The organism is Shinella sp. OV683 (assembly GCF_057787725.1).
Genome location: NZ_CM173543.1, coordinates 3,236,560 through 3,253,464 on the forward strand (window position 1 = coordinate 3,236,560; position 16,905 = coordinate 3,253,464).

The following is a 16,905-nucleotide window of genomic DNA, read 5'->3' on the forward strand; positions in this document are numbered from 1 at the left end:
AAGTTCCAGTTGAGGCAGCAAATATTTCGATAAAAAATATCGGAACTATTGTTCAAAGGCTCGCGTTGACCCTGCGTGGTTAACAGGAGTTGTACCATGCATAATGTCGAAACACAGGTTCACCCGGAACATGGCGGTAAGATTGGTTTTACCGTGGAATTCGTTGGCGACACGGGCGAAATCGTCTCGGTGTTCATGCGCCAGGACGACGAGAGCAATCTCAATCGCCTGAACGCCATCGACAAGGCAAAGGCCCTTCTGGTCGAAATGGGTTCGTTCGAAGAGGGCGAGTTCGTGGAAGCCGATCCGGCAGAGTTTGCCGCGCATATGCGTAGCGCCCGCAGCATGGGCGACGCCTATACCATGGAAGAACAGCTGGACGAAGGCCTGGAGGGCACGTTCCCCGCCAGTGACCCGGTTTCCATTACCGGCAGCACCGTTTCCGGACATCACAAGACGGCCGAACAAGTGAAGGCCGACGAGGAGAAGACGGAGGTTGTCCAAGGAACGGCCTGATTGTAACGATCGGACCGATCAGTTTTTAATCTGGCCTCGAGTAGTTCTGCTCTAACCGGCCAATGAAGGAAGAAGGCGCACTTTCGGCGTCTTCTTTCACTTCTGCTCAATGAAAATTCCGCCCGCCAGGCATGACGTCGCTGGCCGTTTCGGATTGCGCTCGGATCTGCTCTCTTATCTCCATCAGGCGCTCTTTTCTGAAATTGCTGCTCTGACGAAGATCGCCGGTCGGCCGGCGTACCTCGTCGGCTGGCGACAGCGTCGGTATATCCGGCTTCTCCAATAGCAGCTTGCTGAGATGAGAGGTGAGGTCCTCGATATGCTCGACGACGACATGGATAACACCATCGGCCTGCTGTAGCTTGCCGCGGATGCTGACCAGCCGCGCGCCCATGACGACAGGCCGATAATGCGTGAAGACCTTGCGCCAGACGATGGCGTTGGCGATACCCGTCTCGTCTTCCAGAGTCATGAAAATCACGCCCTTGGCGGAGCCCGGTTGCTGACGCACCAGCACAAGGCCAGCGACCGTAACCTGCCTTCCATTCGGCATATCATGGAGTTGCGCAGTCGGTATTATACCGAGCGCCCCGAAATCTTCGCGCAAGAAGGACACCGGATGCGCCTTGAGCGAATGCGACATCGTCTTGTAGTCATGGACCACATGCTCCGCATCCGGCATGACGGGCAGACTGACTTGAGCCTCATGCTCAAGAAGGTCGGCGCCGGAATTCTCGAACAGCGGCAAGCGCTCGGCCGCACTCTTCTCGTCCAGCGCCCTGACCGCCCAAAGCGCGGCACGGCGATCGAGACCAATCGAACGGAAGCAATCGGCATCGGCCAATCGTTCGATCGCCGAACGTGGCAGGCCCGAACGCAGCCAGAGATCGCGCACCGAAACATAACCCTTGCCGCGCATATCAACGAGCCGATCCATATCGGCTTCAGACAGCCCCTTGACCCGATGAAACCCCAATCGCACCGCCTTTCTGGTCCGGATCACCCCATCCATTTCCCGATGGCGCGGATGGATTCGCCGGGGATCGAAGACGCCGTCAGTCAGGTCGGAATACCAGGTGGAATGGTTGATGTCGGGTTCGAACATTTCCACGCCATGCTCGCGGGCATCGCGGATCAGCTGCGCGGGGGCGTAGAACCCCATCGGCTGGGAATTGAGGATGGCCGTGCAGAAGACATCGGGATAATATGCCTTTAATACACACGAAACGTAGACGAGGATTGCAAAAGAGGCGGCGTGGCTTTCCGGAAAACCATATTCGCCAAAACCTTCGATCTGCTTGAAGCAGCGTTCGGCGAAATCCTTCGGGTACCCCTTTTCCACCAAACCATCGACCATCCTCTTTTGAAAATTTCCAACGGTTCCGTTTCGTTTAAAGGTAGCCATAGCGCGCCGCAACTTGTCGGCTTCCGCCGCCGAAAATCCAGACAGGATGGCAATTTCCATTGCCTGCTCCTGGAAAAGCGGCACTCCCTTTGTTCTCGCAAGAATGTCTGCGATTTCAGGTTTGGGAAATGTCACCGGCTCCAATCCCTGCCGCCGACGAAGATAGGGATGCACCATATTGCCTTGAATGGGACCAGGGCGCACGATCGCCACCTCGATGACCAGATCATAAAATTCTCTGGGTTTAAGACGTGGCAGCATCGACATCTGCGCTCGGCTTTCGATCTGGAAAACGCCGAGCGTATCGGCGCGACAGATCATGTCGTAGATCTCAGGTCGTTCCTTCGTAAGCCTGGCGATGCTGAGTGGCCCGCTATGGTAATGCCGCTCCAGAATTTTGAACGCCTTGGCAATGCAGGTCAGCATGCCGAGCGCAAGAATGTCGATTTTCAGGATTCCCAATGCATCGAGATCGTCCTTGTCCCACTCCACCTGATAGCGGTTCAGCATGGCCGTCGGCATGATCGGGATGACCTCATCTAGCCGGTCTCGGGTGATGACGAAACCACCGACATGCTGGGAGAGATGGCGCGGAAATCCCATCAATGTCGCGGACTGGTCGAGAACCATTCGTGTTACCGGATCCCTGATATTCAACCCTACCGCTTCCACATCCCGTTCATCCAGTGCCTCCGCCGACCAACCCCAAACAGTGCTTGATAGGGCTGACTGCTGATCCTCTGAAAGTCCGAATGCCTTGGCGGTTTCTCGCCCGGCCGAACGCGCACGATAAGAGATGACAGCGGCGGCAATGCCGGCGTGATTTTTGCCGTACCGTTCATAAATGTGCTGGATAACCTCTTCGCGTCGCGCATGCTCAAAGTCGACATCGATATCCGGCGGTTCATCCCGGCTGGTCGAGATGAACCGAGCAAACAACAACCGGCTCCCCGACATCGGGTCGACCTCGGTGATGCCCATACAAAAGCAAATGGTGGAATTGGCTGCCGATCCTCGGCCTTGGCATAAAATATCCTGAGACCGGGCGTATTCCATGATCTTCCAAACCGTCAGGAAATAAGGTTCATAGCGCCGCTCGCCGATCAGTTCGAGTTCGCTCTCGATCTGGTTCTTGACCTTGTCCGAGACGCCTTTTGGGTAGCGTTTTTCAGCACCTTCATAGGCCAGACGCCGCAAAGTCTCTGCCGGCGTTTCGCCCGGCAGACTTTCGTCCGGATATTGATATTTCAGCTCTTCCAGCGAAAATGTCAGCCGGTCGAAGAATTTGCAGGCGTTGTCGATCGCTACGGAGTAGCTGCGGAAAATTCGTGCCATCTCTCTGGGGCTTTTCAGGTGCCGCTCGGCATGGGCGGCGAACCGGAAGCCCGCCTTCTGCACAGGTACGTGCTCGCGGATTGCGGTAACCACATCGGCCATGGATTTGCGTGCCGCCTCATGCATCAGCGCATCGTTGGTGGCGATGACAGGCACGCTTGCCTGGGCGGCAAGATCTGAAAAGAAGCTGAAGGTCCGCTTGTCGTGGCCGTCATAGCGCGGCACCAGTGCCAGATAGACCTGATCCGGAAACTTGTCCTTCAGGCGTTTCAGCAACTCGGGCAATTGCTCGACATGTTTTTCGGGCTGAGCCATGACAACGAGCAGAAGTCCCTCGCCCCATTCCATGAGGTCGGCCTCGTAAAGTTCGCAGGTACCCTTCTTGTCGGCGCGCAGATTGCCTTGGCTGAGCAGCCGGCAAAGGCGTCCCCAGGCTGGACGGTCGATCGGATAGGCAAGGATATTCGGCGTCTCGTCGGCAAAATCCAGCCGCGCGCCGGGATGATACGGCAGCTGTGCTTCCTTGGTAGCAAGATGCATCCGCACGGTGCCGGCAACCGTGTTGCGGTCGGCCACGCCGATGCCCATCAGCCCTAGGCGCTTGGCCGCCACAGCCAGTTCCTCCGGATGCGATGCCCCTTCGAGGAAGGAGAAATTGCTGCGGATGCCGATCTCGGCGAACTGTGGCACTTGGCTCATGCGAACACCCCTTGGATGAACCATCGCGGCGTGCCATCTCCACGCTCATAGAGCCCTTCGCGATAGAGCCAATAGCGCCGGCCGCCTTCGTCCTCGATGCGGAAATAATCCCGCGTCGGCGCCGCCTCGCCATCGATCCACCATTCGGCCGCGATCCGCTCCGGCCCTTCGGCGCGCGCAACCCGGAAATAGGTGCGGCGCCAGCGGAAGGAATGCGGCGGGCCATCGGGAATTTCCGCCGTTGTCTCGACCGGTTCGGGGTGGGAAAACAGCCTGAGGGGTCGGACGGGCATATCGCTGTAGAAAGCGGGATCGCTGTCACCCTGGGTGACGTCGGCCACGGGCATCAGGCGGCCAGCGCGTTCCGGCACATGGCTCTGGAACAGCACCGGCACGGCAAGCAGTTCCGGTCCGAAACGCGCCGACATCTGGTCGATGAAGTCGGCGAGCGTCTCGTCCTGGCGATTGCGGCCCTGGAAATCCGGCTGCGACTGGATAAAGGGGGCGGCCTGCAGCACATTCAGCCTGAGCGTCTCGAAACCGTAGCCGGCATCGAGATCGTCATGGATGGCCGAAAGGCGGGCGCGGAAAAGGGCGGTGATCCGGGCGGGATCGCGGACTGGCATGGCAGTGCCGGCGCGAATGGAAAACACCTTGCCATCGACGCGAAACAGCCGCAATTCGAACAGTTTGCCGCCCTCGCCCCGGATTTCGAGGTGTCGCTTCAGGCTCTCGCCCAGCTTGCCGAGCAAAAGCAGGATATTGTCCTCGTCGACGATCGGCTCGCTCAGCCGCCGCTCCGTCGAGAGTGCCGCGACCGGCCGTCGCGGCGAAATCGCCTCCTCCTCGAAGCCCAGTGCCTGGTCGAGCCGCAACATCAGCATCACGCCAAAACGGCGAGCCAGCGGCGCGCGCGGCTGGCCCAGCAGGTCGCCTACCTGCTTGAGGCCGGATTTGACCAGCAGATCGATGGTTTCTTCCGCCAGTCTCAGCGCCCGGACCGGCAGTCGGATGAGCGCTTCTTCGGCGGCATCGGGGGCGATGACATCAGGGGTGCCATAACGCGAGACTGCCGAGGATAGGCCCGGCGCGGACGAGATCGCGCCGCGCACCTCAAATCCCATCTGCAACAGCCGCGACAGGATATCGCCAAACAGCGCCTTCTCGCCGCCGAAAAGATGTGACGAGCCGGTAATATCGAGAAACAGACCTTCCTCGCCGTCGAGCGCCACCAGCGGCGTATAGCGGTCGCACCAGTCGGCGATCCCCTCCAGCAAAGCCCGGTCGGCAGCCGGGTCGGCATCGATCACATCAACATCGGGGATCATGGCGCGCGCATCGGTAACCCCTTGCCCTTTCCGGAGACCGACGCGGCGGGCCTCCTCGTCAATCGCCAGGATGCGGACGGCGTTGCGGACATGGCCGGCCAGAACGACGGGCGGATGATCAGGACGCCCGCGGGAACGCCATGACTGACCCCATCTGACCCGCGCGATCCGGTCGGTCGCGAGGAAGGGAAAATAGAGCGACAGAATCCTCTGCCGACCGGCCGGCTGGAAGAGCGACCCGGGCAGGGTCGCGTTGGTGAAAGAGACAGTCATGGGCGTTCCATTCCAACAAGAATTCGGGCGGAGACGGGTTGCGGCTTTTTTCAATGGTGATGTGAAAGGCTGCGTTGCCCATACCCTGCGGATAGGGCTTGCCGCCCGGCAGAATGAAGGGGCTCGCCGGCGCAGGCCGGGCAAGAAAGCGGGTGACGGCATTGGATGCCTCCTCCTCGCCCCGCTCGCGTAGAAGGAAAAGCGGCCGGCGATAGGCTTTGGCGCGCAGGTGCAGCCGGCGGCTCTCAGTCAAGCCGAATTTTGCTGGATTTCCATAGACTTCCATGATCACGGCAGCGAAGGAACTGACCGCCAACGCGGCCTCAGCGATCATCAGTGCATCCTTCAGATGTTTGGGACGCGCATAGAGAAGAGCAGACGGCGGCAGGCCGTGGGCGGCAAGGCCTGGCCCATAAGGCAGACCGCTCTCGCTCGCTCCCATCGGATCAGCAATCCACAGCAGCCGCTGCGATTTTTCCCTCGATCCCAAAGCAAGCCGCCCCAGCGCCAGCGCAAAGCCGCTTGCCGCACCATTATCCGATGTCGCAGCCGAGCGAATCTCGTGCAGCGCGGCTTTCAACACGCCACCGCCAAGGGCCGCGTCAAAACCCTCCGCGCCCGATGCGATCACATCGGCACCCGGGCTCTGGGCAGGCATATCCCACGGGTCTTCGCGGGCGGCGCGGGCAAGCGCCACCGATTTCTGGCTTTCGAGCCGGCCGATTTCCGAGCGCAAGGCAACAAGCCTTTCATGCGCCAAAGCAGCCTCCGCCATGACGTTGCGTCCTATATTTTGTTCTCGTTGTGTTCTATTAAACTCCCAAATGGGGGTGGGAGTCAACAGAGGTTGGGGAGGATGGAATTTCGGCTTAGGAGATGGCTCCTGAAACAAAGACGGGTTTAATCAGGGATAAAATCACTTGCCAATCAACCAGATCAACTGGCTTGGAAACGGGTCCAATGCGATAAACCCCAAATGCTTATAGAATGCCTCAGCGGCCTCGTCCTTGGCGTCAACGGCCAGAGCGTAGACGGTCACTTCGGATCGTGCCGAGCGGTCAATCGCATCCCAGATCAGGGCCGCCCCCAGTCGCAGACCCTTGAATCTGACATCCACGGCAAGCCGGCCAAGACGGGCGACCGGCACGACAGGATAACGCGGCAGCTTTTTACTCAAAACTCCAGGCAAGGCAGTCATCGGTATGCTTGAGGCCGAAAGTGTGTAAAAGCCTGCGATTGTGTCTTTATCCAGAGATTTTGCCACATAGCAAGACGTTATGCGACGCTTGATATCCTGCGTAACAATCTCTCGGAAATATCGATCCAATGCATCGGCGCCACACGAGAATTCACTTCGGATATCCGTGGCGGCAAGCGGAGCGATCGAAAAGCCACCGATCATTCAGAGGAAACGATCAGCTTGGCGTGAGCCTCCCGAGCTCGTTTCAGTCCCGGCGTCAATTCCGGCGGGTTGAGTAGCATTTCGGCAAACTTCATTTGGCCTTCAACCGATAACCGTATAATTTGGGCATCTTCTATCGCCTGACGGGCTGCCTGCTCAGCAGCAGCAACGACGAAATCGCTCACCGACCTGCCCTGGATTTCGGCTGCACGCTTCACCAGCGTCAGCGTATCGGGGTGGATGCGGGCTTCAAGCCTATCACTACGGGCCGCTTGTCTGGTCATTGGAAATCTCCTTCGTACGAAATGTACGGTATACCCCCGGACAATTCAAGCCTGACGCCGACTTCTCCTTCGTCAGGTTTCAGGAAAAAGACCAACGCAAATCCATCTCTCAGCCGGGATAACGCGATTGCACAGGGCTGTTTCAGCCGTTCGATTTTTGCAACCATAACAAGCTCTTGCGCGAATTGCCAACTCAACAATTTCAACATTATCACTCAACAAAACTCAACATATTTCTCGCAATCGCTCAACAAAACTGCTGCATCGCAGCACATTTTTGCGATTGCCATGTTTAGTAAGCTGTGTCCATATAAACAAATAACTCAACATGCCGATGGGAACAGCATGCATGGGTTACTCGGTTCCTGGGAGTGGAACCGGAAGCGGGGCCGGCATGGGGTCGGCGCCTTTTGGGAGGAAATCATGCGTCACTTAGGAAAACTTATCCTGGGCGTGTCATCGGCTGCGATGCTCACCCTCGGCATTGGGAATACCGCCAAGGCGGAGCAGTTGACACTGTGCTGGGCCGCATGGGATCCGGCCAACGCTTTGGTGGAATTGTCGAAGGATTTTACCGCCAAGACCAAGATCGACATGAAATTCGAATTCGTGCCGTGGACCAATTATGCCGACCGCTTTCTCAACGAACTGAATTCCAAGGGCAAGCTTTGCGACCTGATCATCGGCGACAGCCAATGGATCGGCGGCTCGGCCGAGAATGGCCACTATGTCAAGCTCAACGACTTCTTCGACAAGGAAGGCATCAAGATGGATGACTTCGTGCCGGCGACCGTCGTGGGTTACTCGGAATGGCCGAAGAATTCGCCCAACTACTGGGCGCTACCCGCGATGGGCGATGTGGTCGGCTGGACCTATCGCAAGGACTGGTTCTCAAGGCCGGAACTGCAGAAGGAATTCAAGGAAAAGTACGGCTGGGATCTGGCCGCGCCAACCACTTTCGAGCAACTCAAGCAGATCGCCGAGTTCTTCCAGAAGCGCCAGATCGACGGCAAGACCGTCTATGGTGCCTCGATCTACACCGAGCGTGGCTCTGAAGGCGTGACGATGGGCGTCATGGACGTCCTCTACTCCTTCGGCTTCAAATACGAAAACCCCGACAAGCCCTACGACATGGAAGGCTTCGTCAATTCGGAAAAATCCGTCAAGGGCCTGGAATTCTACAAGGCGCTTTACGATTGCTGCACCCCGCCCGGTGCATCCAACAGCTACATGGGCGAAGGCGTCGACGCCTTCAAATCCGGACAGGTGGCGATGCACATGAATTTCGCCTTCACCTGGCCCGGCCTGCAGAAGGATGAAGCCGTCGGTGGCGACAAGATCGGCTACTTCGCCAATCCCAAGGGACCGGACGGCGAACAATTCGCGCAGCTCGGTGGACAGGGCATCTCGGTCGTCTCCTATTCCGACAAGCAGGACGCTGCACTCCAGTACATCAAGTGGTTTGCCCAGCCTGACGTGCAGGCCAAATGGTGGCAGCTCGGCGGTTTTTCCTGCCTGAAGGCCGTGGTCGAAGACCCGGGCTTCGTAGCCAGCCAGCCCTATGCGAAGACGTTCCTCGAGTCGATGGCGATCGTCAAGGACTTCTGGGCCGAGCCGAGCTACGCCTCGCTGCTGCAGGCGTCGCAGAAACGCTTCCATGACTATGTCGTCGCCGGCAACGGCACGGCCAAGGACGCGCTCGACGGGCTCGTAAAGGACTGGACTGAAGTCTTCCAGGACGACGGCAAGATCTAGAGCATCTTTCCGGTTCAAGTGATCCCACTTGAACCGGGATGCTCTAGCGAACAGCGCCCCACGGCGCACGGGATTTCTCCCCGAATGGCGGCCCGGAGCGGCAATCGAGCCGGACCGCCACTTGTCGCATGTCTAACGCATTTTCAGTTCACAGGCATCAGGTGCTACCTTGGCTTTTTCCAACTCATCCATTGTCGACAAGGCGGCCGAAGCCGCAGCGCGGACAACACCCAAGTCGGTCGCGATCCGCGTGCGGGGCTTATCCGACACGGCGATCGCCTGGGTCTTCATTGCACCGGCGATCATCCTCTTGCTGGCAATCAACATCTTTCCGCTGATCTGGGCGATCTACCTTTCCTTCACGAATTTCCGCGCCAACCGGCCGAATGCGGTCGTCGAGGGCGTCGGCCTGAGGAATTACCAGCGGGTGCTCAACGACCCGGATATCTGGGCCGCCATGCAGACAACGGCCCATTTCGTGTTCTGGACCATCGTCCTGCAAACGGTGATCGGTTTCACACTCGCCTACCTGATCGACCGCAAATTCCGTGGCCATGCCTTCTGGACGACGATCATCCTCATCCCGATGATGCTCTCTCCTGCCGTCGTCGGCAATTTCTGGCGCTTTCTCTATGAGCCACAGATCGGGCTGTTCGCCTATGCGGTTTCGTTTCTCACCGGCATTCCGACCTCTGATATCAGGATGCTCGGCGATGTGTCGCTGGCACCCTGGGCGATCATCATCGTCGATACATGGATGTGGACGCCCTATGTGATGCTGATCTGCCTGGCCGGTCTGCGCTCGATCCCGGACTACATCTATGAGGCGGCCGAGGTCGATCGCGCCTCCACCTGGCGGCAATTCTGGACGATCACAGTGCCGATGGCCCTGCCCTTCATCATGCTGGCCGTGCTGTTCAGGGGGATCGAGAATTTCAAGATGTTCGACATGGTGACCTTGCTGACCGGCGGTGGACCCGGCTCGCTCACCGAAGTCGCCTCGATCACCCTCAAGCGACAGGCGTTCGAAAGCTGGGCAACCGGCCGGGCCTCGGCCTTCGCAATCGTGCTGTTCGTTGCCGTGTTTGGCCTCGCCAACATCTACGTCAAGGCCCTCAACAAGGTGAAACAGCGATGAGCTCCGCCAACTCAGCCCATTCGGTCGTCGAGCCGAGCGCCAACAGCAAGCGGATTGCCGGTGCCATAATTATTATCTATGCATTGATCACCATGGTGCCGCTCGTCTGGATCTTCCTGACCAGCATCAAGTCGCCGCCGGATTCGATCTCCTATCCGCCCAAGCTTGTGTTCACGCCGACGCTCGAAGGCTATTGCAACCTTTTCAGCACCCGGACGCGACAGACGCCTGAATACATCGCCTCGCTGGGCGCGCCGCAAGGCACCTGCGACGAGGTCACCCGCAAGCGCAATATGGTGATTGCCGGTCCGTCGAACTTCCTGCCGCGTTTCGTCAATTCGCTGGTGATCGCCTTCGGATCGACCTTCCTTGCGGTGTTTCTCGGCACGCTGGCGGCCTATGGCTTCTCGCGCTTCAAGGTGCCGCTCGCCGACGATCTGCTGTTCTTCATCCTGTCGACCCGCATGATGCCACCAGTTGCCGTCGCTATCCCGATCTACCTGATGTATCGCGAGCTCGGACTATCCGATACGGCACTCGGCATGATCCTTCTCTATACCGCGGTCAATGTTTCGCTCGCCGTCTGGCTGCTCAAGGGCTTCATCGACGAAATCCCGCGCGAATATGAGGAAGCGGCGATGGTCGATGGCTACACCCGCATGCAGGCCTTCTGGAAAGTGGTGCTGCCACAAGCCACCACAGGGATTGCAGCAACGGCCATTTTCTGCCTGATCTTTGCCTGGAACGAGTATGCCTTTGCGGCACTGCTGACATCGGGCACGGCGCAGACGGCCCCACCCTTCATTCCGACCATCATCGGCGAAGGCGGCCAGGACTGGCCGGCTGTTGCGGCCGGCACGACCATCTTCCTCGTGCCAATCCTGATTTTCACCATTCTTCTCCGCAAGCAGCTCTTGCGCGGCATCACATTCGGAGCAGTGCGTAAATGACGATGAATGAACAAAAGACGCCGACGACGAGATCGCCCTGGCTGCGTCGGGGCCGGCTGGAAAACATCGCGGTGGGTTTGATCGGGCTGGGCTTCCTGATGATGTTTCAGCCGTTTGCGCTGTCGCTTTACACCTATTCCTTCGTGACGCTTCTGGCCGGCACGGCGATGTTCATCGTCGTCACGAAATTTCCGGAGTGAGCACGGACATGGCTGAAATCCGGGTTGAAAATCTCCAGAAATCGTTCGGCAGCTTCAATGCCGTGCAGAACTCCAACTTCGTCGTCGAGGATGGCGAATTCCTCGCTCTGCTCGGCCCGTCGGGCTGCGGCAAGACGACTACGCTGAGGATGATCGCCGGGCTGGAACTGCCGACATCGGGGCAGATCCTGCTCGACAGCCAGGACGTGACGATGCGGCGGGCACGTGACCGCGACATTGCCTTCGTCTTCCAGCTGTTTGCACTCTATCCGCATATGAATGTGCGCAAGAATATGGCCTATCCGCTGGTCAACCAGGGCTTGCCGAAGAGCGAGATCCGGACGCGGGTCGAGGAAACCGCCAAGCTGTTGCAGATCAATCATCTGCTCGACCGCTCGGTCTCGGGCCTTGCCGGTGGCGACCGCCAGCGCGTGGCGCTGGGCCGCGCTATCGTCCGGAGGCCGGCCTGCTTCCTGATGGATGAACCGCTCGGTACGCTCGATACCGAATTCCGCGACAAGATGGTGCATGAACTCAGGGAACTGCATAATCGCATCGGCGCGACGACCGTCTACGTCACCCATGACCAGCTCGAAGCCATGGCGATGGCCGACAAGATCGCCATCATGAGCAATGGCGTGATCGAACAATATGGCTCACCGGAAGAAGTCTATAACAGGCCGGCGACCATGTTCGTCGCCGATTTCGTCGGTTCGCCGCCGATGAACTTCATCCGCTTCGAAAGCGGACTGGAAAAGGGCACGAACCTGGTGTCGATCGACGGACAGCAGGTTGCGGTGCCGGAGATCCACGAGGATCGTGCGCCCGGCAAGCTGGCGCTCGGCGTCAGGCCAGAACATATCCGCTTCAACGACAATTCCGCCTTGCGCGGCAAAGTCTATGAAACAGCCTATCTCGGAACCTCGCAGATCGTCGCGGTCGAGTATGGCGGCACCATCATCAAGGCGCGCACCTCATCGGCACGCACATTCACGCCCGGCGAGACGGTTGGCCTGCTGTTCGAGGGACCGAAGCTGTCGCTCTTCGATGTGGCCAGTGGTCGCGCCATCCAGACCGCACTTTTCGATGGAGGCGCACATGGCTGAGATCCGCCTCGACAGGGTGAGCAAGAGTTTCGGCTCGACCCAGGCCATCAAGAACTTGTCGCTGACCATCGCCGATGGCGAATTCGTCGTGCTGCTCGGCCCGACTGGCGCCGGCAAGACAACCACGCTCAGGCTGATCGCCGGGCTTGAGAAGGCAGATGCAGGCTCGATCAAAATCGGTGGCGAGCAGGTCAACGACCAGCCGCCGTCAGCCCGCGACACCGCCTTCGTGTTCCAGCAATATTCGCTCTATCCGCATCTCAGCGTCTACGAGAACCTGGCTTTCCCGCTGAAATCGCCGGCGAGGCGCATGGCCAAGACCGATATCGACCCGCGCGTGCGCCAGGTCGCGGCCATGGTGCGGATCGACCACAAGCTGGAGAACAAGGCGACCCGGCTTTCGGGTGGCGAGATGCAGCGCGTGGCAATCGGCCGGGCGCTGGTGCGTGATCCCTCGGTGTTCCTGATGGACGAGCCGCTGTCGTCGCTGGACGCCAAGCTTCGCGCCGACCTCAGGCTCGAGCTCAAGCGTATCCAGAGCGAGCTGGGGGCGACGATGCTCTATGTCACGCACGACCAGATCGAGGCCATGACCATGGCCGACCGGATCGGCATTCTTACAGAAGGTGAGCTCGTGCAGGTAGGCAGCCCGCGCGAGATCTACGAGACGCCTGCCGACATCCATGTCGCGGCGCGCCTCGGCCAGCCGCAGATCAACTTCATCGAGCCGGGCCTGATCGACCACGGCAACATCCCCTCCTCTACAAGAACGATCGGCGTTCGCACCGAGCACTTGTCGATCGCATCACCCGTCAACGGCCACGCTGCCAATGCCGAGATCGACTGGATCGAGCATCTCGGCGACCAGAAACACCTGCACCTGACCTGCAAGGGCAAGAAACTGGTGCTGCTGGCCGATCCCTCGGCGCCGTACAAATCGGGCGAGCCCGTGCACCTTTCGCTGGAAAAGCCGCTGTATTTCGGTGCGGACGGCAGGAGAATCGGATGAACATGGCTGGAATGGCAGAGATGGAGCGGGCGATGCTGGCAAGTGGCGATATCAAGGACCTGATCAGCGCGGTAAGCGAAACGATGTCGGCGCATGCCGAAGAACTGACGGCGCTGGATTCGGCAATCGGCGATGGCGATCATGGCGCCAACATGAAGCGTGGCTTCGAAGCCCTGGTCGGAGAGAGCGACGCGCTTGCCTCCAAGCCATTGAACGAGGCGCTGAAAGCCGCCGGCATGAAGCTTGTCATGACGGTCGGCGGCGCATCCGGACCGCTGTTCGGCACGTTATTGATGACGCTGGGCAAGGAGATCGGCGAGGTACCGGACCGCGCGGCGTTGGCGTCGGCCTTCCGCAAGGCAGTCGACAGTGTGGCGGCGCGTGGCAAATCCGAGAAAGGCCAGAAGACCATGCTCGATGTGCTTTACCCCATTGCCGATGCACTGGATGGAGGGGCGGATGGAAGCGGCATTATTGCCGTGGCGAGGGATGCAGCCGACAAGACCGTGCCAATGTTGGCCTCGCGTGGCCGGGCGTCCTTCCTTGGCGAGCGCTCGATCGGCCACATGGATCCTGGATCGCGCTCGGTCGTGCTGATCACTGAAACAGTTGCGGAATTCCTGGAGAAGCGCGGATGAGTGCACAGCCTGAAAACAATGTCGGCATCGTCATTGTGTCGCACTCGCCGCTGGTGGCAGAAGGCACGGCCGACATGGTACGGCAGATGGTCGGCAGCGAAGTGAAGCTCGCCTGGTGTGGCGGCGATCCTTCAGGCGGGCTAGGAACATCCGTCGAGGCGATCATCGCGGCAATCGACAAGGCCTGGACCGAGCATGGCGTGGCTGTTCTCGTCGATCTCGGCGGCGCCGAAACCAACTCGGAAATGGCCATCGAGTTTATTGGCGAGCCCCGCTCCGACCGGATCAGGATCTGCAATGCGCCGGTGGTCGAGGGCGCGGTCATGGCTGCCACCGAAGCATCGGGCGGCGCGACGCTCGCAGCCGTGGTCGCCACGGCGGAAGAATTGTCGCCGCTCTGATGCGGCGACCTTGAAATGCACGGCAAGTCCGGCTCAACCGGCATATGGAGAAGACGATATGAGTGGCGCAACGGCGGAAACTGAGGTGACGATCACCCATGCTGTGGGTCTGCATGCGCGCCCGTCGGTGAAGCTCACCAAGCTTGCCAAGACATTCGAGGCCAAGACCGAGATCGCGCCTTCTTCGAATGGTCCGTGGATCGATGCGAAAAGCATCGTCAAGGTGATGGCGATGAAGGTGCCAGAAGGCGCCGTGCTGCATATCCGCGCCAATGGTGCCGATGCCGATGCTGCCGTGGTGACCTTGCGTGGACTGGTCGAGCGCGATTTCGATGAGGGCGGCGATGAAGGATGAACGCATCTTCCGCGGTACATCGGCCAGCCCCGGCTTTGCATCTGGCAGCATCTACGTTGCCGGCCATGGCACGCGCGGCCAATACAAGCGGAAGAAATCCACCGACGCCGAATTCGCCCATCTGATCTCGTCGATCGAAACCGCCATGAAGCATACCTTGTCGCTGATGCAGCGCGCCAACGGGGATGCTGCCGACGTCCTCGAATTCCAACTGGCAATGCTGGATGACGATACGTTTCCGGAGACGGCAAAACCGCTGATCGAAGCCGGCATGCCGGCCGACCAGGCATGGAGCGAAGTGCTCGACCAGGAGATTGCCAACTACGCCGATTCCGAGGAGGAATATTTCCGCGCCCGGACTGCCGATCTCGAGGATATCCGCGACCGCGTGCTCAGCCAATTGCGCGGCGATGGCCAGGAGATCATTCCCGATGGGGTGATCTATATTGCCGACGACATCACGCCGAGCATCTTTCTCTCCCACGACTGGACGAATGGCGGGCTCGCACTGCGCAAGAGCAGCGCAACCAGCCATGTGGCGATGCTCGCCCGGCAGCGCGGCGTGCCGATGATCGTTGCAATCGGCGCCGAGCCGGACGATGGCTTCGGCCCTGCCTTACTCGACGCCGCTGCTGGCATGCTGATCCTGGCGCCCGGCGCCGAGGCCCAGCAGACCTATCTTCGCAACAGGAGCAAATTCGACGACGAAGCGCTTGTTGCTTCGGTCTTTGCCGGCAAGCCTGCGCGTACTGCGGATGGCCATTTGATCACAGTGCTGGTCAACATCGCCGATCCCAAGGATACGGAGAGCATAGACATCGCCCATGTCGACGGCGTCGGGCTGATGCGGACGGAGTTCCTCTACAACAACGACTTGCCGGACGAGGAAAGCCAGTATCGCGCCTATTGCAAGGTGCTGAAATGGGCGTCTAGCAAGCCGGTGACGATCCGCACCGTCGATGCTGGCGGCGACAAGCCCGTACCCGGCTTCACTGAAGAGGAAGCCAATCCCTTTCTCGGCGTGCGCGGCATAAGGCTCTGCCTTGTCAAACCGGAGATCTTTGCCGTGCAGATCCGCGCGCTGTTGCGCGCCTCGGTGCATGGAAACCTCAAGGTGATGCTGCCGATGGTTGCCGTGCCCGAAGAATTGACTGCCGCAAAGGCGATGTTCGATGCTGAATATGCCGCCTTGGTCCAGGCCGGAACTGTCTGCGCGATGCCTGAGATCGGCATCATGGTCGAGGTGCCATCGGTGGCGATCACGCCGTGGCGTTTCGACAAGGCGGCGTTCTTTTCCATCGGCTCCAACGACCTCACCCAATATGTGATGGCCGCCTCGCGGGACAATGGGGCTCTATCGGCAATTGCGCAGGCCGACAATCCGGCAGTATTGGAGTTGATCGAGAATGTGGCGCGATGTGGAGAGGAAACCAGGCGGCTGGTCAGCCTTTGCGGCGATGCAGCCAGCGATCCGGCCATGGTGTCGCTGTTGATATCAGCCGGTGTCACGACGCTTTCCGTCGCGCCGGCGCGAATCGGAGCGGTCAAAGCCGCGATTGCCAAAGTGGAATACAACAGAGCAGGAAAAGTGCGTGACAGACGCCGCAATTGACGATCCCGTCAAGACCTACAAGCTGAGGCTTTCAGCGCTGATCGACAAGCGGCCGTCCGGCACGCGCCAGCGGATCGCCGATGCGCTGGGCAAGCACCGCAGCTTCGTCACCCAGATCACCTCGACCGCCTATGCCACGCCGCTGCCGGCCAAGCATGTGCCCGTCATTTTCACGGTCTGCCATTTCAATGCCGAGGAGAAACGGCAGTTTCTCGAGGACTACCATGCCGCCCACCCGGAAAAGCGGGAGGAAGCCGAGGGAGAGGCGCAGCTAAGGCACATGTCGCTGATGGTGCCGGATCTGGGCGACGATGAGAAGAACCGCCGGTTTGACGAGGCCATCGCGGAATTTGCGCACAAGATGGCGGCGTTGCTGGGGAAGGATGGGTGATGAGGGTCGGCGTATGCATGCCCCCTCATCCGGCGCTGCGCGCCACCTTCTCCCCGCTGGGGAGAAGAGGGAGTTTGTTGCCGGGGCGAGCACCAATTGAGCGTCGTT

The 16,905-nt window shown here is 59.6% G+C and carries 17 protein-coding genes; 12 read left to right on the forward strand and 5 right to left on the reverse strand.

The window, feature by feature from the left end; genetic code table 11:
* The first annotated feature begins 96 nt into the window (after positions 1-96).
* Positions 97-516, forward strand: a complete 420-nt coding sequence (locus ACXHRN_RS15630; RefSeq protein WP_488637232.1) for a hypothetical protein — start codon at positions 97-99, stop codon at positions 514-516.
* A 106-nt stretch (positions 517-622) separates the two neighbouring features.
* Here the strand turns inward: ACXHRN_RS15630 and ACXHRN_RS15635 are convergent, their stop codons facing one another.
* The 5 genes from ACXHRN_RS15635 to ACXHRN_RS15655 all read right to left on the reverse strand — a co-directional run bounded on the left by ACXHRN_RS15635 (position 623) and on the right by ACXHRN_RS15655 (position 7,242).
* Complete coding sequence (locus ACXHRN_RS15635; protein ID WP_488637233.1) at positions 623-3,955, reverse strand: error-prone DNA polymerase; 3,333 nt, start codon at positions 3,953-3,955, stop codon at positions 623-625.
* Positions 3,952-5,490: a Y-family DNA polymerase gene (locus ACXHRN_RS15640; protein ID WP_488641919.1), complete on the reverse strand. Its 1,539-nt coding sequence runs from the start codon at positions 5,488-5,490 to the stop codon at positions 3,952-3,954. Before ACXHRN_RS15640 ends, ACXHRN_RS15635 begins: the two co-directional genes overlap by 4 nt.
* Positions 5,402-6,331, reverse strand: a complete 930-nt coding sequence (locus tag ACXHRN_RS15645; RefSeq protein ID WP_488637234.1) for an ImuA family protein — start codon at positions 6,329-6,331, stop codon at positions 5,402-5,404. Before ACXHRN_RS15645 ends, ACXHRN_RS15640 begins: the two co-directional genes overlap by 89 nt.
* Before the next feature lie 141 nt (positions 6,332-6,472).
* Positions 6,473-6,958, reverse strand: a complete 486-nt coding sequence (locus ACXHRN_RS15650) for a GNAT family N-acetyltransferase (protein ID WP_488637235.1) — start codon at positions 6,956-6,958, stop codon at positions 6,473-6,475.
* The gene (locus ACXHRN_RS15655) at positions 6,955-7,242 is read right to left on the reverse strand and encodes a type II toxin-antitoxin system TacA family antitoxin (protein ID WP_488637236.1); all 288 of its coding nucleotides are present in this window, start codon (positions 7,240-7,242) and stop codon (positions 6,955-6,957) included. The genes ACXHRN_RS15650 and ACXHRN_RS15655 overlap by 4 nt, the downstream gene beginning before the upstream one ends.
* A 423-nt stretch (positions 7,243-7,665) precedes the next feature.
* On the opposite strand from ACXHRN_RS15655, the gene ACXHRN_RS15660 reads away from it, so the two are divergent.
* From ACXHRN_RS15660 to ACXHRN_RS15710, 11 genes are all read left to right on the forward strand, one after another.
* Entirely contained in the window at positions 7,666-8,997 is a 1,332-nt protein-coding gene (locus ACXHRN_RS15660; protein WP_488637237.1) for an ABC transporter substrate-binding protein, read from the forward strand.
* 169 nt (positions 8,998-9,166) lie between these two features.
* Positions 9,167-10,135, forward strand: coding sequence for a carbohydrate ABC transporter permease (locus ACXHRN_RS15665; protein WP_488637238.1), 969 nt, complete (start codon positions 9,167-9,169; stop codon positions 10,133-10,135).
* Positions 10,132-11,085: a carbohydrate ABC transporter permease gene (locus ACXHRN_RS15670; protein WP_488637239.1), complete on the forward strand. Its 954-nt coding sequence runs from the start codon at positions 10,132-10,134 to the stop codon at positions 11,083-11,085. The genes ACXHRN_RS15665 and ACXHRN_RS15670 overlap by 4 nt, the downstream gene beginning before the upstream one ends.
* Entirely contained in the window at positions 11,082-11,285 is a 204-nt protein-coding gene (locus ACXHRN_RS15675) for a hypothetical protein (RefSeq protein ID WP_488637240.1), read from the forward strand. Before ACXHRN_RS15670 ends, ACXHRN_RS15675 begins: the two co-directional genes overlap by 4 nt.
* An 8-nt stretch (positions 11,286-11,293) precedes the next feature.
* Positions 11,294-12,391: an ABC transporter ATP-binding protein gene (locus ACXHRN_RS15680; RefSeq protein WP_488637241.1), complete on the forward strand. Its 1,098-nt coding sequence runs from the start codon at positions 11,294-11,296 to the stop codon at positions 12,389-12,391.
* Positions 12,384-13,400 carry an ABC transporter ATP-binding protein gene (locus ACXHRN_RS15685; RefSeq protein ID WP_488637242.1) on the forward strand — a complete coding sequence of 339 codons (1,017 nt, stop codon included), beginning with the start codon at positions 12,384-12,386 and terminating at the stop codon, positions 13,398-13,400. The genes ACXHRN_RS15680 and ACXHRN_RS15685 overlap by 8 nt, the downstream gene beginning before the upstream one ends.
* Before the next feature lie 2 nt (positions 13,401-13,402).
* Positions 13,403-14,038 (forward strand): dihydroxyacetone kinase subunit DhaL, encoded by a 636-nt coding sequence (dhaL, locus tag ACXHRN_RS15690; protein WP_488641920.1) that lies wholly within the window; start codon positions 13,403-13,405, stop codon positions 14,036-14,038.
* Positions 14,035-14,439, forward strand: coding sequence for a dihydroxyacetone kinase phosphoryl donor subunit DhaM (dhaM, locus tag ACXHRN_RS15695; protein WP_488637243.1), 405 nt, complete (start codon positions 14,035-14,037; stop codon positions 14,437-14,439). Before dhaL ends, dhaM begins: the two co-directional genes overlap by 4 nt.
* A 58-nt stretch (positions 14,440-14,497) precedes the next feature.
* Positions 14,498-14,794, forward strand: a complete 297-nt coding sequence (locus ACXHRN_RS15700; protein ID WP_488637244.1) for an HPr family phosphocarrier protein — start codon at positions 14,498-14,500, stop codon at positions 14,792-14,794.
* Positions 14,784-16,406 (forward strand): phosphoenolpyruvate--protein phosphotransferase, encoded by a 1,623-nt coding sequence (ptsP, locus tag ACXHRN_RS15705; protein ID WP_488637245.1) that lies wholly within the window; start codon positions 14,784-14,786, stop codon positions 16,404-16,406. Before ACXHRN_RS15700 ends, ptsP begins: the two co-directional genes overlap by 11 nt.
* On the forward strand, positions 16,387-16,797 hold the full coding sequence (locus tag ACXHRN_RS15710; RefSeq protein WP_488637246.1) for a hypothetical protein: 411 nt from the start codon (positions 16,387-16,389) through the stop codon (positions 16,795-16,797). Before ptsP ends, ACXHRN_RS15710 begins: the two co-directional genes overlap by 20 nt.
* Positions 16,798-16,905: the final 108 nt, after the last annotated feature.